The sequence below is a fragment of the Streptomyces sp. NPDC057271 genome (assembly GCF_042668715.1).
GTDB lineage: Bacteria > Actinomycetota > Actinomycetes > Streptomycetales > Streptomycetaceae > Streptomyces.
Map to the genome: position 1 here is coordinate 1 of NZ_JBHUYJ010000117.1, position 23,746 is coordinate 23,746.

Annotated in this window: 20 protein-coding genes; 14 read left to right on the forward strand and 6 right to left on the reverse strand. The window is 71.2% G+C overall.

Going from position 1 to position 23,746, the window contains the following annotated elements; genetic code table 11:
* The 3 genes from ACFUJR_RS33720 to ACFUJR_RS33730 all read right to left on the reverse strand — a co-directional run.
* Window positions 1-972, reverse strand: a 972-nt coding sequence (locus ACFUJR_RS33720; protein ID WP_383451053.1) for an MFS transporter, incomplete at its 3' end; no start/stop codon positions are given.
* Window positions 973-1,344: 372 nt separating this feature from the next.
* Window positions 1,345-2,001 carry an MBL fold metallo-hydrolase gene (locus tag ACFUJR_RS33725; RefSeq protein ID WP_383163945.1) on the reverse strand — a complete coding sequence of 219 codons (657 nt, stop codon included), beginning with the start codon at window positions 1,999-2,001 and terminating at the stop codon, window positions 1,345-1,347.
* A gap of 50 nt (window positions 2,002-2,051) precedes the next feature.
* The gene (locus tag ACFUJR_RS33730) at window positions 2,052-2,741 is read right to left on the reverse strand and encodes a maleylpyruvate isomerase family mycothiol-dependent enzyme (RefSeq protein WP_383163942.1); all 690 of its coding nucleotides are present in this window, start codon (window positions 2,739-2,741) and stop codon (window positions 2,052-2,054) included.
* Between the two features lie 187 nt (window positions 2,742-2,928).
* Here ACFUJR_RS33730 and uvrA point away from each other — a divergent pair, with 187 nt between their 5' ends.
* Window positions 2,929-5,922, forward strand: a complete 2,994-nt coding sequence (gene uvrA / locus ACFUJR_RS33735; protein WP_383163939.1) for an excinuclease ABC subunit UvrA — start codon at window positions 2,929-2,931, stop codon at window positions 5,920-5,922.
* A 221-nt stretch (window positions 5,923-6,143) separates the two neighbouring features.
* Here uvrA and ACFUJR_RS33740 read toward each other — a convergent pair whose 3' ends face one another.
* Window positions 6,144-7,037 (reverse strand): carbohydrate kinase, encoded by an 894-nt coding sequence (locus ACFUJR_RS33740; protein WP_383163970.1) that lies wholly within the window; start codon window positions 7,035-7,037, stop codon window positions 6,144-6,146.
* 116 nt (window positions 7,038-7,153) lie between these two features.
* Between ACFUJR_RS33740 and ACFUJR_RS33745 the strand changes: the two genes are divergently transcribed.
* Window positions 7,154-7,579, forward strand: coding sequence for a Rieske (2Fe-2S) protein (locus ACFUJR_RS33745; protein WP_383163936.1), 426 nt, complete (start codon window positions 7,154-7,156; stop codon window positions 7,577-7,579).
* A gap of 45 nt (window positions 7,580-7,624) precedes the next feature.
* On the opposite strand, the gene ACFUJR_RS33750 is transcribed toward ACFUJR_RS33745, so the two are convergent.
* A complete protein-coding gene (locus ACFUJR_RS33750) occupies window positions 7,625-8,554 on the reverse strand; it encodes a hypothetical protein (protein WP_383163933.1) in 930 nt (309 codons plus the stop codon).
* A 247-nt stretch (window positions 8,555-8,801) separates the two neighbouring features.
* On the opposite strand from ACFUJR_RS33750, the gene ACFUJR_RS33755 reads away from it, so the two are divergent.
* Both ACFUJR_RS33755 and ACFUJR_RS33760 read left to right on the forward strand, forming a co-directional pair.
* On the forward strand, window positions 8,802-9,398 hold the full coding sequence (locus ACFUJR_RS33755; RefSeq protein WP_383163930.1) for a papain-like cysteine protease family protein: 597 nt from the start codon (window positions 8,802-8,804) through the stop codon (window positions 9,396-9,398).
* Between the two features lie 5 nt (window positions 9,399-9,403).
* Window positions 9,404-10,168 (forward strand): hypothetical protein, encoded by a 765-nt coding sequence (locus ACFUJR_RS33760; protein WP_383163967.1) that lies wholly within the window; start codon window positions 9,404-9,406, stop codon window positions 10,166-10,168.
* Window positions 10,169-10,426: 258 nt separating this feature from the next.
* Here ACFUJR_RS33760 and ACFUJR_RS33765 read toward each other — a convergent pair whose 3' ends face one another.
* Window positions 10,427-11,215 carry an SDR family NAD(P)-dependent oxidoreductase gene (locus tag ACFUJR_RS33765; protein WP_383163927.1) on the reverse strand — a complete coding sequence of 263 codons (789 nt, stop codon included), beginning with the start codon at window positions 11,213-11,215 and terminating at the stop codon, window positions 10,427-10,429.
* Window positions 11,216-11,273: 58 nt separating this feature from the next.
* On the opposite strand from ACFUJR_RS33765, the gene uvrC reads away from it, so the two are divergent.
* The 10 genes from uvrC to ACFUJR_RS33815 all read left to right on the forward strand — a co-directional run bounded on the left by uvrC (window position 11,274) and on the right by ACFUJR_RS33815 (window position 23,663).
* Window positions 11,274-13,448, forward strand: a complete 2,175-nt coding sequence (gene uvrC, locus ACFUJR_RS33770; RefSeq protein WP_383163924.1) for an excinuclease ABC subunit UvrC — start codon at window positions 11,274-11,276, stop codon at window positions 13,446-13,448.
* Window positions 13,445-14,419, forward strand: a complete 975-nt coding sequence (gene rapZ, locus ACFUJR_RS33775; RefSeq protein ID WP_383163921.1) for an RNase adapter RapZ — start codon at window positions 13,445-13,447, stop codon at window positions 14,417-14,419. Before uvrC ends, rapZ begins: the two co-directional genes overlap by 4 nt.
* Window positions 14,416-15,468, forward strand: a complete 1,053-nt coding sequence (gene yvcK, locus ACFUJR_RS33780; protein ID WP_383163918.1) for a uridine diphosphate-N-acetylglucosamine-binding protein YvcK — start codon at window positions 14,416-14,418, stop codon at window positions 15,466-15,468. Before rapZ ends, yvcK begins: the two co-directional genes overlap by 4 nt.
* On the forward strand, window positions 15,459-16,448 hold the full coding sequence (whiA, locus tag ACFUJR_RS33785) for a DNA-binding protein WhiA (RefSeq protein ID WP_352186290.1): 990 nt from the start codon (window positions 15,459-15,461) through the stop codon (window positions 16,446-16,448). The genes yvcK and whiA overlap by 10 nt, the downstream gene beginning before the upstream one ends.
* Before the next feature lie 150 nt (window positions 16,449-16,598).
* Complete coding sequence (locus tag ACFUJR_RS33790; protein WP_383163914.1) at window positions 16,599-19,562, forward strand: M14 family zinc carboxypeptidase; 2,964 nt, start codon at window positions 16,599-16,601, stop codon at window positions 19,560-19,562.
* Between the two features lie 226 nt (window positions 19,563-19,788).
* Window positions 19,789-20,799 (forward strand): type I glyceraldehyde-3-phosphate dehydrogenase, encoded by a 1,011-nt coding sequence (gene gap / locus ACFUJR_RS33795; protein WP_352186288.1) that lies wholly within the window; start codon window positions 19,789-19,791, stop codon window positions 20,797-20,799.
* Window positions 20,800-20,909: 110 nt separating this feature from the next.
* Window positions 20,910-22,121, forward strand: a complete 1,212-nt coding sequence (locus ACFUJR_RS33800) for a phosphoglycerate kinase (protein WP_383163909.1) — start codon at window positions 20,910-20,912, stop codon at window positions 22,119-22,121.
* A gap of 30 nt (window positions 22,122-22,151) precedes the next feature.
* Window positions 22,152-22,907 (forward strand): triose-phosphate isomerase, encoded by a 756-nt coding sequence (gene tpiA, locus ACFUJR_RS33805; protein WP_383163964.1) that lies wholly within the window; start codon window positions 22,152-22,154, stop codon window positions 22,905-22,907.
* A gap of 112 nt (window positions 22,908-23,019) precedes the next feature.
* On the forward strand, window positions 23,020-23,250 hold the full coding sequence (gene secG / locus ACFUJR_RS33810) for a preprotein translocase subunit SecG (RefSeq protein WP_137990086.1): 231 nt from the start codon (window positions 23,020-23,022) through the stop codon (window positions 23,248-23,250).
* 77 nt (window positions 23,251-23,327) lie between these two features.
* Complete coding sequence (locus tag ACFUJR_RS33815) at window positions 23,328-23,663, forward strand: RNA polymerase-binding protein RbpA (RefSeq protein ID WP_003976875.1); 336 nt, start codon at window positions 23,328-23,330, stop codon at window positions 23,661-23,663.
* The last annotated feature ends 83 nt before the right edge of the window (window positions 23,664-23,746 follow it).

The following is a 23,746-nucleotide window of genomic DNA, read 5'->3' on the forward strand; positions in this document are numbered from 1 at the left end:
CATCAGCACCGGACGCCCCGTGTGCAGCAGGGCGACCATGGGGAACATCCAGGCGGCGGAGGCCGCGCAGCCGACGAGGCAGAGCGGACGACGGCCGTACCGGTCGCTCAGCATCGCCGCCAGCGGTGTCGTGGCTCCCTTGACCGCCACCGCCGCCATGATGCAGATCAGCATGGTCGTACGGTCGACCCCGAGGCGCTCCGTGCCGTAGGCCAGGGCCCAGGTGGAGACCGTGTAGAACACCGCGTACCCGACGGCGAGCGCGCCGGCGGTGAGCAGGACGAGCCGCCAGTGGTCGCGCGCGACCTCGGCGAGAGGGGCGCTCGCCCGCCGCCCGCTAGCGCTGAGCTCCTGGAACTGCGGTGTCTCGGCGAGCGAGGAGCGCAGCAGCAGCCCGCCCACCGCGAGCAGCCCGGCCGCCCAGAACGGCACGCGCCAGCCCCACTCCCGGAACTGGGCGTCGGTCAGCGTGGCGGACAGCGCCAGCATCACCCCGTTCGCCAGCAGGAAGCCGACCGCCGGGCCGACCTGCGGGAAGCTGGCCCACAGCGCCCGCCGCCGCTCCGGGGCGTGCTCGGCGGTGAGCAGGACCGCCCCGCCCCACTCGCCGCCCAGGCCGAGCCCCTGCAGGAAACGCAGAACGAGCAGCAGGACGGGGGCCGTGATCCCGATCGTCGCGTACGTCGGGACCAGACCGACCGCGACCGTGGCACAGCCGGTCAGCACCAGCGAGGCGAACATGACCGGGCGCCGCCCGTACCGGTCGCCGACATGCCCGAAGAGCACGGAGCCGAGCGGCCGGGCCACGAAACCGACGGCGAAGGTACCGAAGGCGGCCAGGGTCCCGGCGACGGGGGAGAAGGTCGGGAAGAAGAGCGGCCCGAGAACGAGCGCGGCGGCGGTCCCGTAGACGAAGAAGTCGAAGAACTCGATGGCCGTCCCCACGAGCGACGCGACGGCGAGCCGCCCCATGGAGGGGGCGCCGGGGCGGACCGACGGCTCCGGCTCCGGCCCTGTGGAGGCGCGGACGTCCGAGGGCTCGGAACCCGGCGAGCCCGGTGGAGCCGAGGAGTCCGGAGGGGCCGGAGAGCCGACGGAATCCGAGGCGCCCCGGGGAGCCGGGGGTTCCGGTGGTGACGGGGAATCCGGCGCTGACGGGCTATCCGGGCGTGACGGTGGACGCGGAGAGTGACCGTGGTGCATGTCGCGCCAACTACCCGGCGCCCACCGGAGTCACGGGGGCGTGCGGGAGCACACGGCCGCGGGCCGCGCGCCTCCCGAGGTCGGCGGGGTCCGGGCGGTGGCGTCGGCCGCGCGCCCGCCCGTCACGGCCGTCCCGAGGTGTCACCAGCCGCGCGCGCGCCACTCCGGCAGGCGCGGGCGCTCGTCACCGAGCGTGGTGTCCTTGCCGTGGCCCGGGTAGACCCAGCTCTCGTCCGGCAGCACCGCGAAGAGCTTGGTCTCCACGTCCTGGATCAGGCTCGCGAAGGCCTTCGGGTCCTTCCAGGTGTTCCCCACGCCGCCCGGGAACAGGCAGTCGCCGGTGAAGACGTGCGGGTGGCCGTGCGGGTCGTCGTAGACCAGCGCGATCGAGCCGGGCGTGTGTCCGACCAGCCGGCGGGCGGTCAGCTCCACCCGGCCGACCTTGATCGTGTCGCCGTCCTCGACCCGGACGTCCGTCGGGACCGGGATGCCCTCGGCGTCGTAGGCCCCCGCGTACGTCCGCGCCCCCGTCGCCGCGACCACCTCGGCGAGCGCCTGCCAGTGGTCTCCGTGCTGGTGGGTGGTGACGACGGACGCGATCCCGTCGTCACCGATCAGCGTGAGGAGCGTGTCGGCCTCGTTGGCCGCGTCGATCAGCAGCTGCTCGCCGGTCGCCCGGCAACGCAGCAGGTACGCGTTGTTGTCCATCGGACCGACCGCGACCTTGGAGATCATCAGGTCCGTCAGTTCGTGCACATCGGCGGGCCCGCCGACCTTCACCGCTCCGCTGTACGTCATGGGCTCAGCCTATCGCCGGGCGCCCACGGACGGGGCTCCAACGGCCGGGACTACAAGGGCGGGAGCTGCGGAAGCGTCCCGCCCTCGACCTTGAGGGCGGAGCCGTCGCGACGGCCCGCGAGCCAGCCGAGCAGCTCGGGGGCGGGCCCCGAGACGGCCACCGGGCCGCCCTCGGCCCCGCCGCCGGTCGTCCACGTCCGGCCGCCCTCGGACCGGAGGCCGGTCGAGGGGACGTCCTTGTGGCCGGCGAACCGCTCCGCGAGGAAGTCGATCTCCCGCAGGACGAACTCCTCCGGCAGGTCCTCCAGCTCGTAGCCGATCCCCAGGTCGACGTGGTGCAGCGCGACCTCCACCCAGCGGCGGAAGGGCACGCGGCCCGCACGGTCCGTGACGCCGTTGCGGAGTTCCACGGTCCGCTGCCAGTCGGCGGGCTCCGCGCCCACGGCCTGGAAGCGCTCGCCGGTCTCCCGGACGTCGGCGAGCTGTGCGTCCAGCGGGCGCGGGGCATCGCGCTCGATGTCCGCGTCGCGGGTGGCGGCGTCGGCGTACATCGGCCGTCCCTGGAGAACGTTCACGAGGGCGTCGGCGTTGCGGGCGATGTGGGCCAGGACATGGCCGCGGGTCCAGCCGGGAAGCCGTGACGGCTCGGCGACGGCCGCGTTGTCCAGGTTGGCGGCTGCGCTCAGGAGCCGCTCGGTCGCTTCACGTACAGAGTCCAGGTCACGCACATGGTCGATCATGAGGCCGACCCTAGCGCCGCCACTCGTTCGGGTGAAGCGGTCGGAGCGAGGCCGGAAATCGAATGTGCGTGCTATAGGCTCGATGGAAGCATCCGGCATCCTTGGTTGTTGGGTACTCAGGCACATCAAGGCATATCTGCGACCCGCACTCTGTGCCTCCGCTCTCTCAAGAAAGGTGCGGACCGGCGTGGCCGACCGTCTCATCGTTCGTGGCGCTCGCGAGCACAACCTCAAGAACGTCTCGCTCGATCTCCCCCGCGACTCCCTCATCGTCTTCACCGGGCTGTCCGGGTCGGGCAAGTCCTCCCTCGCGTTCGACACGATCTTCGCCGAGGGACAGCGTCGGTACGTCGAGTCGCTCTCCTCGTACGCCCGGCAGTTCCTCGGCCAGATGGACAAGCCGGACGTCGACTTCATCGAGGGACTCTCGCCCGCCGTCTCCATCGACCAGAAGTCGACCTCGCGCAACCCGCGCTCGACGGTCGGCACCATCACGGAGGTCTACGACTACCTCCGCCTCCTCTTCGCCCGCATCGGCAAGCCGCACTGTCCTGAGTGCAGCCGCCCGATCTCGCGCCAGTCGCCCCAGGCCATCGTCGACAAGGTCCTGGAGCTGCCCGAGGGCAGCCGCTTCCAGGTCCTCTCCCCGCTCGTGCGCGAGCGCAAGGGCGAGTTCGTCGACCTCTTCGCCGACCTCCAGACCAAGGGGTACAGCCGGGCGCGGGTGGACGGGCAGACCGTCCAGCTCAGCGAGCCGCCGACCCTGAAGAAGCAGGAGAAGCACACGATCGAGGTGGTCGTCGACCGCCTCACCGTGAAGGACGGTGCCAAGCGCCGGCTCACGGACTCCGTGGAGACGGCCCTCGGGCTCTCCGGCGGCATGGTCGTGCTCGACTTCGTCGACCTCGCCGAGGACGACCCCGAGCGCGAGCGGATGTACTCGGAGCACCTCTACTGCCCGTACGACGACCTGTCCTTCGAGGAGCTGGAGCCCCGCTCCTTCTCCTTCAACTCGCCCTTCGGCGCCTGCCCGGACTGCACCGGTATCGGCACGCGCATGGAGGTCGACCCCGAGCTGATCGTCCCGGACGAGGACCGCTCGCTCGACGAGGGCGCCATCCACCCCTGGTCCCACGGCCACACCAAGGAGTACTTCGGCCGGCTCATCGGCGGCCTCTCCCAGGCCCTCGGCTTCCGTACGGACCTGCCGTACGCCGCACTCCCGGCACGGGCCAAGAAGGCCCTGATGCACGGCCACAAGACCCAGGTCGAGGTCCGCTACCGCAACCGGTACGGACGGGAGCGGGCGTACACCACCCCGGCCTTCGAGGGCGCCGTCTCCTTCGTGAAGCGGCGGCACAGCGAGGCCGAGAGCGACTCCAGCCGCGAGCGCTTCGAGGGCTACATGCGCGAGGTGCCCTGCCCCACCTGTGAGGGCAGCCGCCTGAAGCCGATCGTCCTCGCCGTCACGGTCATGGAGAAGTCCATCGCCGAGGTCTCCGCGATGTCGATCAGCGAGTGCGCCGACTTCCTCGGCCGGCTGAAGCTCAACGCCCGCGACAAGAAGATCGCCGAGCGGGTCCTGAAGGAGGTCAACGAGCGCCTGCGGTTCCTCGTCGACGTCGGCCTCGACTATCTCTCCCTGAACCGCGCGGCCGGGACGCTCTCCGGCGGCGAGGCCCAGCGCATCCGGCTCGCCACCCAGATCGGCTCCGGTCTCGTCGGCGTGCTCTACGTCCTGGACGAGCCCTCCATCGGTCTCCACCAGCGCGACAACCACCGGCTCATCGAGACCCTGGTCCGGCTGCGGGACATGGGTAACACGCTCATCGTCGTCGAGCACGACGAGGACACCATCAACGTCGCCGACTGGGTCGTCGACATCGGCCCCGGCGCCGGCGAGCACGGCGGCAAGGTCGTCCACTCCGGCCTCTTGAAGGAACTGCTCGCCAACAAGGAGTCGGTGACCGGGCAGTACCTCTCGGGCCGCAGGGCGATCGGGATGCCGGACATCCGCCGCCCCGTGGACCCCTCGCGCCGGCTCACGGTGCACGGCGCCCGTGAGAACAACCTGCGGGACATCGACGTCTCGTTCCCGCTGGGTGTTCTCACGGCCGTCACCGGAGTCTCCGGCTCCGGCAAGTCGACGCTGGTCAACGACATCCTCTACACCCACCTGGCGCGCGAACTCAACGGCGCCAAGTCGGTGCCCGGGCGGCACACGCGCGTGGACGGCGACGACCTCGTCGACAAGGTCGTGCACGTCGACCAGTCGCCGATCGGCCGCACCCCGCGGTCGAACCCGGCGACGTACACCGGGGTCTTCGACCACGTCCGCAGGCTGTTCGCCGAGACGATGGAGGCGAAGGTCCGCGGCTACCTGCCGGGCCGGTTCTCCTTCAACGTCAAGGGCGGCCGCTGCGAGAACTGCTCCGGCGACGGCACGATCAAGATCGAGATGAACTTCCTGCCGGACGTGTACGTCCCGTGCGAGGTCTGCCACGGCGCCCGGTACAACCGGGAGACCCTGGAGGTCCACTACAAGGGCAAGTCCATCGCCGAGGTCCTGGACATGCCCATCGAGGAGGCCCTGGACTTCTTCGAGGCGGTCCCGACGATCGCGCGCCACCTGCGCACGCTCAACGAGGTCGGCCTCGGGTACGTCCGGCTGGGCCAGTCCGCGCCGACGCTCTCGGGCGGTGAGGCGCAGCGCGTGAAGCTCGCCTCCGAGCTCCAGAAGCGGTCGACGGGACGAACGGTCTACGTCCTGGACGAGCCGACGACGGGTCTGCACTTCGAGGACATCTCGAAGCTGATCAAGGTTCTGTCGGGTCTGGTCGACAAGGGGAACTCGGTGATCGTGATCGAGCACAACCTCGATGTCATCAAGACCGCGGACTGGGTCATCGACATGGGCCCGGAGGGCGGCAGCGGCGGTGGTCTGGTGATCGCCGAGGGCACGCCCGAGGAGGTCGCCTCGGTTCCGGCGAGCCACACCGGCAAGTTCCTGCGCGAGATCCTGGGCGCCGACCGGGTCAGCGACGCGACGGTGCCGGCGGCGCGGAAGGCGTCCGGCCCCGCGAAGAAGGCCCCCGCGAAGAAGACGGCGGCGAAGAAGGTGGCCGCGCCTGCGAAGAAGGCCGCGGCCAAGAAGACGGCGACGCGGGCGCGCAAGGCGTGACGGGGCCGGGGTGGGGGATTCCCGCGACGGGCACCCCCGCCCCGCCCGAAACCGGGGGCCGCGCCTCCGGATCCGCGCCCCCGGATTCGCGGCCCGGATCCGCGGCCTCCCGGGGCCGCCCACCGGATCCGCGGCCCGGATCAGCTGCCCCGGATCTGCGCCCTCCCAGAGCAGCCCTCCCAGAGCCGCCCCCCCCGGATCCGCGCACCGGATCTGACGGGCTACGTTCCCAGCTCGTGCGCGTACGGGGGCTCCGCGCCCGGGCGGGTGCAGGTGAGGGCGGCCGCCTTCGCCGCGTACGTCAGGAGCGCGGACCACGCCTCGGCGTCCAGGGAGTGCACCGGGCGGTCGCCCAGGCCGTGCAGCAGCGCCGCGTTCACCGTGTCGCCCGCACCGATTGTGTCCGCGATCTCGACGCGCACGGCCGGGACCGACACCTCGTACGACCGGGTGTGGACCGCCAAGCCCGCCGCACCGCGGGTCAGGACGACCGCCGAAGGCCCCCGCTCCAGCCAGTGCTCCGGCGTGGAGCCCAGCCAGGCCGCGTCCTCCTCCGAGAGCTTCAGCAGCGAGACGGACGGCAGCCAGGACACGAAGCGCTCACGATAGGCGGCCGCGTCCGGGATCAGACCAGGGCGGATATTGGGGTCGAGGAGCGTCAGCGCGCCGCGCTCCGCCTCCCGCCGCAACAGCGCCTCGTACGCGCTCGCACCCGGTTCGAGAGCCAGAGAACACGTGCCGAACGCCACCGCCCGCACCCCCTCCGGCAGCCGCTCAGGCAGCGCGAAGAGCCGGTCGGCCGTGCCTTCGACGTAGAAGCCGTACTGTGCCGAGCCGTCCGCGCCCACCGAGGCGACCGCCAGCGTCGTCGGCTCCGGGCCCCGCTGGACGAGCCCGGTCTCCACTCCCGCCTCCCGCAGCCCGTCCATCAGCGCCTCGCCGAACGCGTCCGTCGAGACTCGTGAGCAGAACGCGACCCCGGCGGCCAGCCGGCCGAGGGCCACGGCCGTGTTGTACGGCCCCCCGCCCCTGACGGGTACCAGCGCGGACAGCGGCCCGGCGGCGGCACCGTCGGGGACCAGATCGATCAGGGACTCACCGGCGACGACGATCACGCCGTGAACGTAACCCATGCCCCACCGGCCACGACAGCCCCCTCGCAGGCCTGTGCGGAGGCGCCGGTATCGTCGGTTCGGTCACCTCGTGTCCCGATCGCATCCGTGGAGCGCTCATGTCCGGCCAGTCCAGCCGCCGCACCGTACTGAAGGGCGCCGCGCTCGCCGGTGCCGCCGGGCTGGGTGTCGCCGCCTGCTCCACGGATTCCAAGCTCGGACACGCCCAGGTCCCGACGCCGACCGTCCCGGTGACCCTCGGCGCCCCCGAGGAGGTGCCCGTCGGCGGCGCCAAGCTCTACCGCGAACAGCGCGTCCTGGTGAGCTGCCCGGCCAAGGGCCAGTACAAGGCGTTCAGCGCCCAGTGCACCCACGCGGGCTGCGTGCTCGACAAGATCGAGAACAACGAGGGCAACTGCCCCTGCCACGGCAGCCGTTTCGACGTGACCACCGGCAAGGCCCTCCAGGGCCCGGCGACGGTCCCGCTCCCCGAGGTCCCGGTCCGCGTCGAGGGCGGAAAGCTCGTCGCGGGCCCGGAGGCGTAGGGGTCCGGGAGGTCTGAGGGGCCTGGAGGCGTAGGGTGACCGTGCCTACGCCCAGTCCCAGTCGATCCCCAGCAGCCCGGGCCGTACGCCCTGCTCCACCAGGTGCACCGTGCGGTGCCGCCCGCTCAGCGTCAGATCCGAGCGGCCACCGCGCGTCGCGCCCGCCGACGCCTGGGCGAAGCGACGGCACCGTACCGGCAGCGCCGCCTCGTCGAACCGCACCTGCAGCACGTACTGCCCGCCGGCGAAGCTGAACCCCCGGACGTACTCCCCGCTCGGACCGCCGGTGCCGTCCTCGAAGCCGTACCCGAAGAGGTACGTCTCCCCGGCACGCAGCCGCGCGTCGAACAGCAGCTCCGCGACGAGCACACCCGTCTCCGCGTGCCACCTCACCCGTCCCGTCCGGCAGTTCTCCGTCGCCCGCACGACCACACGTGAGGGGTCGCAGCCCGGATCGCCGTGGTGGATGGCCAGATAACGGTCGATACCGTCCCGGTGCGCCCGCACCACGTGCTGCGAGTCCCGCCCCACCAGCTCCCGCCCCGCACCGATCCGCACCCGCTCGTGGTGGCCGACCGTGTGCAGCCCGCCGTCGACCGGCGACTCCAGGCCGGCGAGCAGCTCCTCCACCGCCCCCGACGCCTCCACCAGCGAACGGTACGAGCGGCCGGCCGGCCGCTCCACGTCACCGCGCGCCGCCGCGTCCTCGGCCAGCAGCCGGATCAGCGAGTTCCCCGGCAGCTGCAGCACCTCCTCCAGAGCGCGGACGGCCTTCATCGACTCCGGCCGCTGCGGGCGTCGGGCACCCTGTTGCCAGTAGCTGAGGCTGGTCACACCGACCTTGACCCCCCGATGGGCGAGATGGTGCTGCACCCGCTGGAGCGGAAGCCCGCGCACCGCGAAGGCCGTGCGCAGCGCCAGATGGAACGGCCCGGTGTGCAGCAACTGCGCCAGATCGGCCTCGGTGTGCCCCACGGGTCTCCTCAGTGAACGTTCACGACGAAGGGGGCGGGCCGCCGTGCCGCCGGGGACGCGCCCGCAGGTGACGGTAGGGCGCGTGTTCACAACCGGGTCACACCGTTCACAGCCCGCCGTCATCCCGCATTGAAGCGTGTTGACCCGTTCCGGACAACGTCCGATGCTCCAGGGCAGCGTCCGGACGCGCTCCTCCACCCCCCACACCCCCACACATCCCCACACCCCCCGTATCGGGAGGAACGCGATGCGCAGTAGAAAGCTGTCCTTGGCGGCGCTCGCCGCTGCCGCCCTCTTCCTGCTTCCCATGTCGTCGGCGACCGCCGCGCCGACGAGCGAGGACGTCTCCACCCAGGCGACCCTCGCGTACAAGCGGCTGAACATCACCATGCAGGCACAGCAGAAGAGCAACTGGTGCTGGGCCGCCGGCGGCAACACCATCGCCACGTGGTTCGGCCGGAACTACAGCCAGAACCAGTTCTGCAACGCCGCCTTCAACCGCCGGCAGGGTTACGACTGCCCCAACAACCAGGCCACGCTCGGCAACGTGCAGACCGGTCTGCGCTGGGCGGGCGTCAACCCCGGCTCGTACGTGACGGGCTGGCTGCGCTACTCGACCGTGCAGACCGAGATCAACGCCGACCGGCCGATCGAGACGCGGATCCAGTGGGCGAGCGGCGGCGGCCACATGCATGTGATCTACGGGTACGACGACGCGAACAGCTGGGTCTACTGGGGCGACCCCTGGCCCTCCAGCGACCGCTACAACTGGGCCTCGCACGCCTGGTACGTGGACAACGGGTCGTTCTCCTGGACCCACTCGCTCTACCGGATAGGGGCGTGACGACGATGAAGGTGCACGCACGCGCGACCGGCGCCGGGCTCCTGTCCGCCGCCGCCCTCGTCGCCCTCGGTGCCGTACCGGCCGCCGCGGCCGGTACGCCTCCTCCGGCACCCACGCCGGAGAAGGCGGCGTCCGCCCCCGCGACCCTGGACACGCTCTCCCGGTTCTTCGCCCGCGACGGAGCCGTCGCACGGGCGGCGGCGCGGCCCCGGATCGAGGGCGCGTCCGTCCCGGTGCGCGTCCTGTCCCCGGACTTCGTGGCAGGGAAGGCGGGCGCGCCCGTCGCCCGCGTCGAGTTCCACGCGAGCAAGGCGGTCGCCTCGGACGGCCAGACCGCCTCGCTGTGGACCGCGCGAGGCGCGGACGGGGCGTGGCAGGTGGTGAACATCGCCACCGGCGACGACGAGATGCGGTACGCGGTGGAGGGCGCGCGGGCCCTGCCCGGCGGGATCGTCTTCCGCGAGCCGCAGATCGACGCCTGGTACGTCCAGAGGGGCGCGAAGGTGCTGCCGCTGGACGAGGACGCGGTACGGGCGGTCGGCCGGAACGGGACGAGCCTCGGCGCGTACCGGGAACGGGTCGTGAAGGCGTACGGGGACAAGCTGCCGGAGTCCGTGTACGCCCGGAAGGGCGCGGCCGGCGGTTACGGCTCCGAACGCCCGGCTCACCAGGAGCCCCTGGTCACGGCCGCCGGGGTGACGGCGGGCGCGGGCGCGGTGCTGGCCCTTGCGCTGTACGGCGCGCGGATCAGGCGCCGACACCGGGCCTGACACGGGGGCGACCGGATCCACCGGGTCCGCGCGGGCACCGCCGCACGCGGCGCGGACCGCTCGCCCCGGTGGCCCGGTCGTGCCCGCCCGTTCCGCCCGGGTGGGACGGCTGCCCGCTATCGGGGGCGCCGGGTGGTCCGGTCGTGCCACCGTTCCGCCCCGGTGGGGACGATTGCCCACTGCCTGTGGGGCGCCCGGTGGTCCGGTCGTGCCCCCGCCCCGCCCCGGTGGGGCGGCTGCCCACCACGAGGGGTCTCCTCAGCGGGCCAGGTAGCCGCCGTCCACCGGGAGGACCACGCCCGTGATGAAGGACGCCTCGTCCGAGGCCAGGAAGAGGATGGCCGACGCCACCTCCTCCGGGGTGCCGAAGCGATGCATGGGGTGGAGCTCGACGATCTCCGACAGGTACTCCGGGCCACCCGGTTCCGTGCGGGCCGCCGCGACCCGCTCCGTCTCGATCGTGCCCGGCGCCACCGCGTTGACGCGGATCCCGCGCCCCGCCCACTCGACCGCCAGGTGCTTCGTCAGCCCCGAGGCCACGAACTTCGCCGGGCCGTAGACCGCCTGGCGGGCCTGGCCCGCCACCCCGGAGATCGACGAGGTGCAGACGATCGCCCCGCCGCTCTCCTGCCCGGCCATGACCTCGATCGCGTACTTGCAGGTCAGGAACATGCCCTTGCCGTCCACGGCCATGACGCGGTCCCAGTCGTCCCCGGTGGCCTCCGTGACGTCCGAGAGCGGGATCACCCCGGCGTTCGCCACCAGGACGTCGATCCGCCCGAACCGCTCCACCGCCGCCGTGATCATCCGACGGGCGTCCTCCTCCCTCGCCACGTCCCCGGCCACCGTGACCAGGCCAAGATCGTCACTCAGCGTCGCCAGGCGCTCCGCGTTCACGTCCGTGGCCACCACCCGCGCGCCCTCGCGTGCGAACCGCAGCGCCGTCGCCCGCCCGATTCCGCTGGCCGCCCCCGTGATCACGCACACCCGGCCCGCGAGCCGTCCCGCCGGCCGCCGCGTCGACTGTTCCGTCGTCTCCGTCGTCATGTCCGGCCAACGAGCGCACGCGGCCTGAGTGTCGGCCCCCGCCAGTAGGGTGGGGAGCATGGCCGACCCCTCCAGCTACCGCCCCAAGCCGGGGCAGATCCCCGACTCGCCGGGGGTCTACAGATTCCGCGACGAGCACCGCCGGGTGATCTACGTCGGGAAGGCGAAGTCCCTGCGCCAGCGGCTGGCGAACTACTTCCAGCCGCTCGCGAGCCTGCACCCGCGCACGGCCACCATGGTCACCACGGCCGCCTCGGTCGAGTGGACCGTGGTCTCGACCGAGGTCGAGGCGCTCCAGCTGGAGTACTCCTGGATCAAGGAGTACGACCCCCGGTTCAACGTCAAGTACCGGGACGACAAGAGCTATCCCTACCTCGCGGTGACCCTGAACGAGGAGTTTCCGCGCGTCCAGGTCATGCGCGGCCACAAGAAGAAGGGCGTCCGCTACTTCGGTCCGTACGCCCACGCCTGGGCCATCCGCGAGACCGTCGACCTGATGCTCCGCGTCTTCCCCGTGCGGACCTGCTCCGCCGGGGTGTTCCGTAACGCCGCCTCCGCCGGGCGCCCCTGCCTCCTCGGCTACATCGGCAAGTGCTCCGCCCCCTGTGTGGGCCGGGTCGAGCCCGACGAGCACCGCGAACTGGCTGAGGAGTTCTGCGACTTCATGGCCGGCCGCACCGGCACGTACATCCGCCGCCTCGAACAGCAGATGATGGAGGCGGCCGAGGAGATGGAGTACGAGAAGGCGGCCAGGCTCCGCGACGACATAGGGGCGCTGCGGCGCGCCATGGAGAAGAACGCCGTCGTGCTGGCCGATGCCACCGACGCCGACCTGATCGCGCTCGCCGAGGACGAGCTGGAGGCCGCCGTCCAGATCTTCCACGTCCGGGGCGGACGGGTGCGCGGCCAGCGCGGCTGGGTCACCGACAAGGTCGAGGCCGTCTCCACGGCCGGCCTCGTCGAGCACGCGCTCCAGCAGCTGTACGGGGAGGAGAGCGGCGACGCGGTCCCCCGGGAGGTGCTCGTCCCGGCCGTGCCCGAGGACGCCGACGCCGTCACCCAGTGGCTGAGCGGCCGCCGTGGCTCGCAGGTCTCCCTCCGCGTCCCGCAGCGCGGTGACAAGAAGGACCTCATGGAGACGGTCGCGCGCAACGCGCAGCAGGCGCTGGTGCTGCACAAGACCAAACGTGCCAGCGACCTGACCACCCGCTCCCGGGCCCTGGAGGAGATCGCCGAGGCCCTGGACCTGGACTCGGCGCCGCTGCGGATCGAGTGCTTCGACATCTCGCACCTCCAGGGACAGGACGTCGTGGCGTCCATGGTCGTCTTCGAGGACGGGCTGCCCCGCAAGAGCGAGTACCGCCGCTTCCAGATCAAGGGCTTCGAGGGGCAGGACGACGTCCGCTCGATGCACGAGGTGATCAGCCGCCGCTTCAAGCGCTATCTCGTCGAGAAGGAGAAGACGGGGGAGTGGGGGCCCGAGGGCGTGGCCGTCGACGCGGACGGTGACGCGATGGACACCCACGGCGACGGGACGGACGGCGTCGGCGTGCCGGTGCCCGGCGCATTCGTGAAGGGGTCCGCCGCGCACGGAGCCGGCCCGCACGGCGAAGGCCCGCACGGAGCCGGCCCGCACCGTGACGGCCCGCACGGCGAAGGCCCGCACCGCGAGGGTCCGCTCGCCTCCGGTGAGGTGCCCGTCGACGACGGACGCCCCAGGCGTTTCGCGTACCCGCCGCAGCTCGTCGTGGTCGACGGCGGGCAGCCCCAGGTCGCCGCCGCCCGGCGGGCCCTGGACGAGCTGGGCATCGACGACATCGCCGTCTGCGGCCTCGCCAAGCGGCTGGAGGAGGTGTGGCTGCCCGGCGACGACGATCCGGTCGTCCTGCCGCGTTCCAGCGAGGGCCTCTACCTCCTTCAGCGGGTACGTGACACGGCTCACGACTTCGCCATCCGCTACCAGCGCTCGAAGCGGAACAAGCGCATCAGGGCCAGCCCCCTGGACGCCGTCCCCGGCCTCGGCGATACCCGCAAACAGGCGTTGATCAAGCATTTCGGCTCGGTGAAGCGGCTCAGGCAGGCGACAATCGAGCAGATCTGCGAGGTGCCCGGCATGGGCAGGAAGACGGCCGAGGCCGTCGCCGTGGCTCTCGCCCAGGCGGCCCCGGCCGCACCCGCCGTGAATACGGCAACAGGAGAGATCATGGAAGACGACGGGGGCACCACCGCATGACCGAGCACAACCGCCAGACAGAGCAAGAAGCGCAAGAAGAGCAGCGAGAAGACGGAGCAGGACACGTGAGTACGGGCACGAAGGAGGCCGGTGAGACCGCCGACACGGCGGCCATCCCCGAGCTGGTGATCATCTCCGGCATGTCCGGCGCCGGCCGGTCCACCGCGGCGAAGTGCCTGGAGGACCTCGGCTGGTTCGTCGTCGACAACCTGCCGCCCGCGCTGATCCCCACCATGGTGGAGCTCGGCGCCCGTTCCCAGGGCAACGTCGCCCGGATCGCCGTCGTCGTCGACGTCCGCGGCCGGCAGTTCTTCGACGCCCTGCGGGAGTCCCTCGCCGCGCTCGACGCCCAGCAGGTCACGCGGCGGATCGTCTTCCTGGAGTCCTCCGACGAGGCCCTGGTCCGGCGGTTCGAGTCGGTCCGCAGGCCGCACCCGCTCCAGGGCGACGGCCGCATCACCGACGGCATCGCCGCCGAGCGCGACCTGCTGCGCGAGCTGCGCGGCGACGCCGACCTGGTGATCGACACCTCCAGCCTCAACGTCCACGAGCTGCGCGCCAAGATGGACGCCCAGTTCGCCGGCGAGGAGGAGCCGGAGCTGCGGGCCACCGTCATGTCCTTCGGATTCAAGTACGGGCTGCCCGTCGACGCCGACCTCGTCGTCGACATGCGCTTCCTGCCCAACCCGCACTGGGTCCCCGAGCTGCGGCCCTTCACCGGGCTCAACGAGGAGGTCTCGGCCTATGTCTTCAACCAGCCCGGGGCCAAGGAGTTCCTCGACCGCTACACCGAGCTGCTCCAGCTGATCGCCGCGGGCTACCGCCGCGAGGGCAAGCGGTACGTGACCATCGCCGTCGGCTGCACGGGCGGCAAGCACCGCTCCGTCGCCACGTCCGAGAAGCTCGCCGCCCGCCTCGCAGCGGAAGGGGTCGAGACCGTCGTCGTCCACCGGGACATGGGGCGCGAGTGAAGCCGTACCGTCGGCGTACGTCCACCCTTTCGGTACGTACGCTCCGTAGGCGCGGCGCCCAGCCCAAGGTCGTCGCGCTCGGCGGAGGCATGGGCCTGTCGGCCTCCCTTGCCGCACTGCGCCGGATCACGGGCGATCTGACCGCCGTCGTCACCGTCGCCGACGACGGGGGCTCCAGCGGCCGGCTCCGGGAGGAGCTGGGGGTGCTGCCGCCGGGCGATCTGCGCAAGGCGCTCGCCGCGCTGTGCGGGGACGACGACTGGGGACAGACCTGGGCCCGCGTCATCCAGCACCGCTTCCAGTCCAAGGGGGACCTGCACGAGCACGCGGTCGGCAATCTGCTGATCGTCGCGCTCTGGGAGCAGCTGGGTGACCATGTCCTCGCTCTGGACCTGGTCGGCAAGCTGCTCGGCGCCCACGGCCGGGTGCTGCCGATGTCGGCCGTGCCGCTGGAGCTCCAGGCCCTGGTCAAGGGGCACGACCCGGAGCACCCGAACGACGTGGACACCGTCCGTGGCCAGGCCACGGTGGCGCTCACGCCCGGTGAGGTGCAGTCGGTGCACCTCGTACCGAACGATCCGCCGGCGGTGCCCGAGGCCGTCGCCGCGGTCCGGGACGCGGACTGGGTGGTGCTAGGGCCCGGCTCCTGGTTCTCCTCGGTGATCCCGCATCTCCTCGTGCCCGAACTGCTCGACGCGCTCACCGAGACCAAGGCCCGCAAGGTCCTCTCCCTCAACCTCGCACCGCAGCCGGGAGAAACCGAGGGGTTCTCTCCGCAGCGTCATTTGGAGGTTTTGGGACGACACGCCCCTAAACTCGCCCTGGACGTGGTGCTGGCCGACGAGGCCGCCGTGCCCGACCGCGACTCTCTCGCCGACGCCGCCAAGCGGCTCGGCGCCGCGGTCGAGCTGGCGCCGGTGGCGTGTGCCGGCGGCCCCTCCCATGCCGAAGGCTATGGGGGAGGTCAGCCGAGGCACGATCCGGAGCTGTTGGCCGCCGCGTACGACCGTATTTTTCGGATGCATGGAAGGATCGGCCCATGGCGATGACGGCAGCGGTGAAGGACGAGATCTCCCGGCTCCCCGTCACCCGGACCTGCTGCAGGAAGGCAGAGGTCTCGTCGATCCTGCGGTTCGCCGGCGGTCTGCACCTGGTGAGCGGGCGGATCGTGATCGAGGCGGAGCTGGACACCGCGATGGCGGCGCGTCGGCTCAAGCGGGACATTCTGGAGATCTTCGGGCACAGCTCCGAGCTGATCGTGATGGCCCCGGGAGGTCTGCGGCGCGGCTCCCGCTTCGTCGTGCGCGTGGTGGCGGGCGGCGACCAGCTGGCCCGGCAGACCGGTCTGGTCGACGGCCGGGGACGCCCGATCCGCGGCCTGCCCCCGCAGGTCGTCTCGGGTGCCACCTGCGACGCCGAGGCGGCCTGGCGCGGCGCGTTCCTGGCGCACGGCTCGCTCACCGAGCCCGGGCGCTCCTCCTCCCTGGAGGTGACCTGCCCCGGCCCGGAGGCCGCGCTCGCCCTGGTGGGCGCCGCGCGCCGGCTGAGCATCGCCGCGAAGGCCCGTGAGGTACGGGGGGTGGACCGGGTGGTCGTCCGGGACGGGGACGCCATCGGTGCGCTGCTGACCCGGCTCGGCGCACATGAGTCGGTGCTGGCCTGGGAGGAGCGGCGGATGCGCCGCGAGGTCCGGGCGACGGCGAACCGGCTGGCCAACTTCGACGACGCCAACCTGCGCCGCTCGGCGCGCGCCGCGGTCGCCGCCGGTGCCCGTGTGCAGCGCGCCCTGGAGATCCTCGGCGAGGAGGTGCCGGAGCATCTCGCCGCCGCGGGCCGGCTGCGCATGGAGCACAAGCAGGCCTCCCTGGAGGAGCTGGGCGCGCTCGCCGAGCCGCCGCTGACCAAGGACGCGGTCGCGGGCCGGATCCGCCGCCTGCTGGCCATGGCCGACAAGCGGGCGCAGGATCTGGGCATCCCGGGAACGGAGTCCAGCCTGACGGAGGAGCTGGACGACAGCCTCGTCGGCTGACCTGCCCCGCCGCTCGACTCGCCGCTGCCGGTGCCTTTCTGAGGCACCGGCAGCACCCGTTCGGCCCGCATGGCGCCCTTGACATGATCATGAACGGTGATCAGCCTGGCGTCTGTTCGCTTTCGTGGCAGACAACAGCAAGGGGGGCTTATGAGACGCGGAGCGGGAGCGATCCTCGCCGCGGCTTCACTGCTGATCGCGGGACTGGCGGCGACACCCGTCGCCGGAGCGGAACCCCGGAGCACGAGCGGCGGCGCCGACGGCGAAGCCGTCTCCGTATGGCGCGCGAAGGTCACCGAAGACCAGGTGCCGCTGCTGCTCGAAGCGGGCGCCGACGGCCATGAGCTGACGGAGCGGGTGCCCGAGAAGGGCTCCGCCACGCTGGAGCTGTACCTCACCGACGCACAGGCCGGGGAGCTGCGCGGCAAGGGCGTCGAACTCGCCGGGCACACCCTCTCCGCCGAGGCCGAGAAGCGGGTCGCGGGTGCCGGCGACGGCGTCTTCCGCCCGTACGGCGGCGCGGGCGGCCTCAAGCAGGAGATCCTGGCCACCGCACAGGCCCATCCGGGCCTCACGAAGGTCGTCTCCATCGGCCGGACGGTCAAGGGCCAGGACATCCTCGCCGTCAAGGTCACCAAGGGCGCCAAGAAGGCCAGGGACGGCTCGAAGCCCGCGACCCTCTACATGTCCAACCAGCACGCCCGTGAGTGGATCACCCCCGAGATGACGCGGCGGCTGCTCCACCACTACCTCGACGGGTACGGCACGGACCGGCGGATCACGAAGATCGTCGACTCCACCGAACTCTGGTTCGTGCTCTCCGCCAACCCGGACGGCTACGACTTCACCCACGCGGACCCCGCCCACCGACAGTGGCGCAAGAACCTGCGCGACAACGACGGCGACGGCCGCGTCCGGTCCGGCGACGGCGTCGACCTCAACCGTAACTTCGCCTACAAGTGGGGCTACGACAACGAGGGTTCGTCCCCCGACCCGGCCGACGAGACCTACCGCGGCACCGGCCCGATGTCCGAGCCCGAGACGAAGGCGCTCGACGCCTTCCAGAAGCGCATCGGCTTCCGGTACGGCATCAACTACCACTCCGCCGCTCAACTGCTGCTCTACGGCGTCGGCTGGCAGGTCGCCACCGACACCCCCGACGACGTGGTGCTCAAGTCCCTGGCCGGCACTCCGGCGAAGTCCGCCGTGCCCGGATACCGCCCGCAGGTCTCCTCCGAGCTCTACACCACCAACGGCGAGGCCGACGGACACGCGGCGAACGTCAACGGGATGCAGATGTTCACCCCCGAGATGTCGACCTGCGCCACCGCCTCCCGCGTCGACCCGAACGACGCCTGGGAGCCCGCCGACTGCGCCTCCGTCTTCACCTTCCCGGACGACGAGAAGCTGATCCAGGCGGAGTTCGCCAAGAACGTCCCGTTCGCGCTCGCCGTCGCCGAGACCGCCGCCCACCCGGACCGGCCCGTCTCCGTCACCGGCCTCGACGCGCCCGACTTCACCCCGCACACCTTCGCCACCTCCTACGCCCGCGGCGGCGACCAGGAGGTCGCCGTCACCGCCCGCAGGTCGCTGCGGTCCAAGGAGCTCAAGTACCGCGTCAACGGCGGCCGTACGCACTCCGAGCGCCTGACGGCCTGGGAGGGCGGCGAGACGTACGGCGGCGAGGACAACCTCTACTTCGACCAGTACCGGGCCGTGGTCGAGGACGCCGCCCCGGGCGACACCGTCGAGGTCTGGTTCACCGCCCGCACCCGCGAGGGCAGGGCGACCTCCTCCACCCCCTTCACGTACACCGTGGCCGAGCGGCCCCGCGGCGACGTGCTCGTCCTCGCCGAGGAGGGCGGCACCACCGCCGCCCGGCACACCGCCGCGTACCGGGACGCGCTCGCCGGCAACGGCCGCGGGGCCGCCGTCTGGGACGTCGCCGTCCAGGGCGCCCCCGACCCGCTCGGCGTGCTGAGCCACTTCCGTACGGTCGTCTGGTACACCGGCGCCGAGCAGCCCTCGGGCCCCGTCACGATGGCCGTACGGGACTACCTCAACGAGGGCGGCAAGCTCGTCAACGCCGGTGAGAAGTCCGGAGGGCTCGTCGACATCGGCCGGGCGACGTCCAACGACTTCGCCCAGTACTACCTCGGCGCCTACCACCGGGCCGGGCTGAACGGTCCGCAGTCCTTCGCCGGAGCCGGCGGATTCGGCCGCGCCACCGGCACCCTCGGTGGCGCGGCGGACAACCCGCTCGACAACGCCGGGGCGTACACCGTCACCTCGGACATCCTGCGGCCCCGGGAGTTCCCGCAGTTCGGAAGCAGCCGGTCCGCCGGCGACTACCCGGGCGTCCGCACCCCCTTCGAGCCGTACGAGGGCACGTCCTTCGCCGCCGTCCGGCATGCCGACGACACCTGGACGCGCCTCAGCCGCACCGTCGACCTCTCCTCCGTCACCGCGGCGGACGCGCCGAGCCTGCGCTTCCAGGTCAGCCACGACACCGAGCCCGGCTACGACAACCTCGTCGTCGAGGCCCACACCGTCGGCCAGGACGACTGGACCACGCTGCCCGACGCCAACGGCGGCACCTCGGCCGCCGAGCCGGCCGACTGCGGTGAGGGCTACTACGTCCGGGGCCACCCCTTCCTCGCCCACTACCTGACCGTCGGCGAGGACGGCTGCGCGACGACCGGCACCACCGGCTCCTGGCACGCCTTCACCGGCCCCTCCAACGGCTGGCGGCAGGCGTCGATCGACCTGAGCGCCTACGCGGGCAGGCAGGTCGAGCTGTCGATCTCGTACGTCTCGGACGCCGGGGCCGGCGAGATGGGCGCCTTCGTCGACGACACCGCGCTCGTCGTGGGCGGCACGGCGGGCCAGGGCGAGGGCTTCGAGACCTCCCTCGGCGCCTGGTCCGTAACGGGTCCGCCGGCCGGCAGCCCCGGGAACGACACCGCGTGGACCCGGTCCGCGGGGCTCTTCCACTCCCAGGCCGCGGTCACCACACGTGACACCGTTCTCCTCGGTTTCGGCCTGGAGCACGTCACGAGCGCGGTGCAGCGCAGGATGCTCATCCGCAAGGCGCTCGGCATGCTGCACGGCTGAGCGGGCACCCGCACCTTTGATCACAGTCAGTGATCGGGACGAAATGGGCACCGTGGCTCGAACCCGCCGGTAATAACGGGCCACGGTGCTTTCACGAGGCATTTCGACCGCACGCGATGTCACTCTGAGCCTATGAGGGAGGTAGGGTCGTAAGCGGTCGGGGACATCCCTAAAAAAGAATCTCGCCGGCGTCGAACCCGGCGTACTCTCACGAGGAGATCGGTTCGTGACGATCCGCGTAGGCATCAACGGCTTTGGCCGCATCGGTCGCAACTACTTCCGGGCGCTCCTTGAGCAGGGTGCCGACATCGAGATCGTGGCTGTCAACGACCTGGGTGACACCGCGACCACTGCTCACCTGCTGAAGTACGACACGATCCTGGGACGCCTCAAGGCCGAGGTCACCCACACCGCCGACACCATCACCGTCGACGGCCACACCATCAAGGTGCTCTCGGAGCGCAACCCGGCCGACATCCCCTGGGGCGAGCTGGGCGTCGACATCGTCATCGAGTCGACCGGCATCTTCACCAAGAAGGCCGACGCCGAGAAGCACATCGCCGGTGGCGCGAAGAAGGTCCTCATCTCGGCTCCGGCCAAGGACGAGGACATCACCATCGTCATGGGCGTCAACCAGGACAAGTACGAGCCGGCGAACCACCACGTCATCTCGAACGCGTCCTGCACCACCAACTGTGTGGCGCCGATGGCCAAGGTTCTCGACGAGAACTTCGGCATCGTCAAGGGCCTGATGACCACGGTCCACGCGTACACCAACGACCAGCGCATCCTGGACTTCCCGCACTCCGACCTGCGCCGCGCCCGCGCCGCCGCGGAGAACATCATCCCGACCACGACGGGTGCCGCCAAGGCCACCGCCCTGGTCCTCCCGCAGCTCAAGGGCAAGCTGGACGGCATCGCCATGCGCGTCCCGGTCCCGACCGGCTCGGCCACCGACCTGGTCGTCACCCTGCAGCGCGAGGTCACCAAGGACGAGGTCAACGCCGCGTTCAAGAAGGCCGCCGACGACGGCGACCTGAAGGGCATCCTCTTCTACACCGAGGACCCGATCGTCTCCTCGGACATCGTCAGCGACCCGGCCTCCTGCACCTTCGACTCCTCCCTGACCATGGTCCAGGAGGGCAACTCGGTGAAGATCCTCGGCTGGTACGACAACGAGTGGGGCTACTCCAACCGCCTCGTCGACCTCACCGTCTTCGTGGGCAACCAGCTCTAAAGCCTCCGGAACCGGCACCTCGATGTGAGTACAGGGCTCGGACAGCGCGATGATGCGCTGTGCGAGCCCTGTCTCGTGTGCTTCACCGCGTACCAAGGAGTCAGTAGAAGATGAAGACCATCGACGAGCTTCTCGCCGAAGGCGTCGCCGGCAAGCGCGTATTCGTCCGCGCCGACCTCAACGTGCCGCTGGACGGCACCACCATCACCGACGACGGCCGCATCCGCGCCGTCCTGCCCACGGTCAAGGCGCTCGCCGACGCGGGCGCCCGGGTCGTCGTCGCCTCGCACCTGGGCCGCCCCAAGGGAGCGCCGGACCCGGCGTTCTCCCTCGCCCCGGCGGCCGCGCGCCTCGGCGAACTGCTCGGCGCCGACGTGGCGTTCGCGACCGACACGGTCGGCGAGTCCGCCCGGTCGACCGTCGCAGGCCTCGCCGACGGCCAGGTGGCCGTAGTCGAGAACCTCCGCTTCAACGCCGGCGAGACCTCCAAGGACGACGCCGAGCGTGGCGCGTTCGCGGACCAGCTGGCCGCCCTCGCCGACGTCTACGTCGGCGACGGCTTCGGTGCCGTGCACCGCAAGCACGCCTCGGTCTTCGACCTCCCGGCCCGGCTGCCGCACGCCGCCGGCTACCTCATCGCCACCGAGGTCGGCGTCCTGAAGAAGCTGACCGACGACGTCAAGCGCCCGTACGTGGTCGTCCTGGGCGGCGCCAAGGTCTCCGACAAGCTGGCCGTCATCGACCAGCTGCTCGGCAAGGCCGACCGTCTCCTCATCGGTGGCGGCATGGCGTACACCTTCCTCTACGCCAAGGGCCACGAGGTCGGCATCTCCCTGCTCCAGAAGGACCAGGTGGAGACCGTCAAGGAGTACATGAAGCGGGCCGAGGAGAACGGCGTCGAGCTCGTCCTCCCGGTCGACGTGCTCGTCTCCACGGAGTTCCCGGACCTGAAGACCAAGGCCCCGGCCGACTTCGAGACCGTCGACGCCGACAAGATCCCGTCGACGAAGGAGGGCCTCGACATCGGCCCGAAGACGCGTGAGCTGTACGCGTCGAAGCTCGCCGACGCCGAGACCGTCTTCTGGAACGGCCCCCTGGGCGTCTTCGAACACCCCGACTACGCAGGCGGGACCAAGGCCGTCGCGCAGGCCCTGCTCGACGGCCCCGGCTTCACCGTCGTCGGCGGCGGCGACAGCGCCGCCGCGGTCCGCACCCTGGGCTTCGACGAGAATGCCTTCGGCCACATTTCGACCGGCGGCGGCGCCTCCCTCGAGTACCTCGAGGGCAAGACGCTCCCCGGCCTCGCCGCACTGGAGGACTGAACACCTGTGAGCAGCACCCGCACCCCGCTGATGGCGGGCAACTGGAAGATGAACCTCAACCACCTCGAGGCCATCGCCCACGTCCAGAAGCTCGCCTTCGCGCTGACCGAAAAGGACCACGACGCCGTCGAGGTCGCGGTTCTGCCGCCCTTCACCGACCTGCGGTCCGTCCAGACCCTGGTCGACGGCGACAAGCTCAAGATCAAGTACGGCGCCCAGGACATCTCGGCGCACGACTCCGGTGCGTACACCGGCGAGATCTCGGGCCTCATGCTGTCCAAGCTGAAGTGCGCCTACGTCGCCGTGGGCCACTCCGAGCGCCGGCAGTACCACGCCGAGACGGACGAGATCTGCAACGCCAAGGTGAAGGCCGCGTTCAAGCACGGCATCACCCCGATCCTCTGCGTCGGCGAGGGCCTGGAGGTCCGCAAGGCCGGACAGCAGGTCCCGTACACGCTCGACCAGCTCGACGGCGGCCTGAAGGACCTCCCGGCCGAGCAGGCCGAGTCCATCGTGATCGCGTACGAGCCGGTGTGGGCCATCGGCACCGGCGAGGTCGCCACCCCCGAGGACGCGCAGGAGGTCTGCGGAGCGATCCGCGGGCGTCTGGCGGAGCTGTACTCGCAGGAGCTGGCCGACAAGGTCCGCATCCAGTACGGCGGCTCGGTCAAGGCCGGAAACGTGGCCGCGATCATGGCGCAGCCCGACGTCGACGGTGCCCTGGTGGGCGGCGCGGCGCTGGACTCCGACGAGTTCGTCAAGATCGTCCGCTTCCGGGATCAGTGACCTGATCGGTGAGTAGGCGGTAGCGACGATCCGTCGTACCCTTGCGGGGGTCGGGCGCGAGATGCCCGGCCCCCGTCCGTATAAGTCCGAGGAAGTTGGTCCAGCCGTGGTTATGGGGTTCTCGATCGCCCTGATCGTCTTCAGCGCGCTGCTGATGCTGCTCGTGCTGATGCACAAGGGGAAGGGCGGCGGCCTCTCCGACATGTTCGGCGGTGGCATGCAGTCGTCCGTCGGTGGCTCCTCGGTTGCCGAGCGCAACCTGGACCGCATCACCGTCGTGGTCGGTCTGCTGTGGTTCGCGTGCATTGTCGTACTTGCGCTTCTGATGAAGTTGGACGTGTAACTCCAATCACTGGACGCGCGTTGGGCCTTACGTAGACTGGGGCATCTTCGAGCACCATCACGCAGGGAGTTACGACCGTGGCAAGTGGCAACGCGATCCGGGGAAGCCGGGTCGGAGCGGGGCCGATGGGGGAGGCCGAGCGGGGCGAGTCGGCACCGCGCCTCCGCATCTCCTTCTGGTGCTCGAACGGGCACGAGACGCAGCCGAGCTTCGCCAGTGACGCACAGGTTCCGGAGACGTGGGACTGCCCGCGCTGCGGCTTCCCGGCCGGTCAGGACCGGGACAACCCGCCGGACCCGCCGCGCACCGAGCCGTACAAGACGCACCTCGCGTACGTACGTGAGCGGCGCAGCGACGCGGACGGCGAGGCGATCCTCGCGGAGGCGCTCGCCAAACTGCGCGGCGAGATCTGAGCATGGTGTGACAGCGTGACGAACGGGCCCTGCCGCCGAAACCCGGTCGTGGGGGGGGGAAGTTCTCGTTTTTCACCCCAAAC

What these genes read in the sequence shown, in the direction of transcription:
- rapZ (WP_383163921.1), top strand. Translation starts at nt 13,445, where the DNA reads ATGACCGAGCACAACCGCCAGACAGAGCAAGAAGCGCAAGAAGAGCAG.
- uvrC (WP_383163924.1), top strand. Translation starts at nt 11,274, where the DNA reads ATGGCCGACCCCTCCAGCTACCGCCCCAAGCCGGGGCAGATCCCCGAC.
- whiA (WP_352186290.1), top strand. Translation starts at nt 15,459, where the DNA reads ATGGCGATGACGGCAGCGGTGAAGGACGAGATCTCCCGGCTCCCCGTC.
- ACFUJR_RS33800 (WP_383163909.1), top strand. Translation starts at nt 20,910, where the DNA reads ATGAAGACCATCGACGAGCTTCTCGCCGAAGGCGTCGCCGGCAAGCGC.
- ACFUJR_RS33765 (WP_383163927.1), bottom strand. Translation starts at nt 11,215, where the DNA reads ATGACGACGGAGACGACGGAACAGTCGACGCGGCGGCCGGCGGGACGG.
- ACFUJR_RS33755 (WP_383163930.1), top strand. Translation starts at nt 8,802, where the DNA reads ATGCGCAGTAGAAAGCTGTCCTTGGCGGCGCTCGCCGCTGCCGCCCTC.
- secG (WP_137990086.1), top strand. Translation starts at nt 23,020, where the DNA reads ATGGGGTTCTCGATCGCCCTGATCGTCTTCAGCGCGCTGCTGATGCTG.
- ACFUJR_RS33745 (WP_383163936.1), top strand. Translation starts at nt 7,154, where the DNA reads ATGTCCGGCCAGTCCAGCCGCCGCACCGTACTGAAGGGCGCCGCGCTC.
- tpiA (WP_383163964.1), top strand. Translation starts at nt 22,152, where the DNA reads ATGGCGGGCAACTGGAAGATGAACCTCAACCACCTCGAGGCCATCGCC.
- ACFUJR_RS33725 (WP_383163945.1), bottom strand. Translation starts at nt 2,001, where the DNA reads ATGACGTACAGCGGAGCGGTGAAGGTCGGCGGGCCCGCCGATGTGCAC.
- ACFUJR_RS33730 (WP_383163942.1), bottom strand. Translation starts at nt 2,741, where the DNA reads ATGATCGACCATGTGCGTGACCTGGACTCTGTACGTGAAGCGACCGAG.
- ACFUJR_RS33790 (WP_383163914.1), top strand. Translation starts at nt 16,599, where the DNA reads ATGAGACGCGGAGCGGGAGCGATCCTCGCCGCGGCTTCACTGCTGATC.
- ACFUJR_RS33760 (WP_383163967.1), top strand. Translation starts at nt 9,404, where the DNA reads ATGAAGGTGCACGCACGCGCGACCGGCGCCGGGCTCCTGTCCGCCGCC.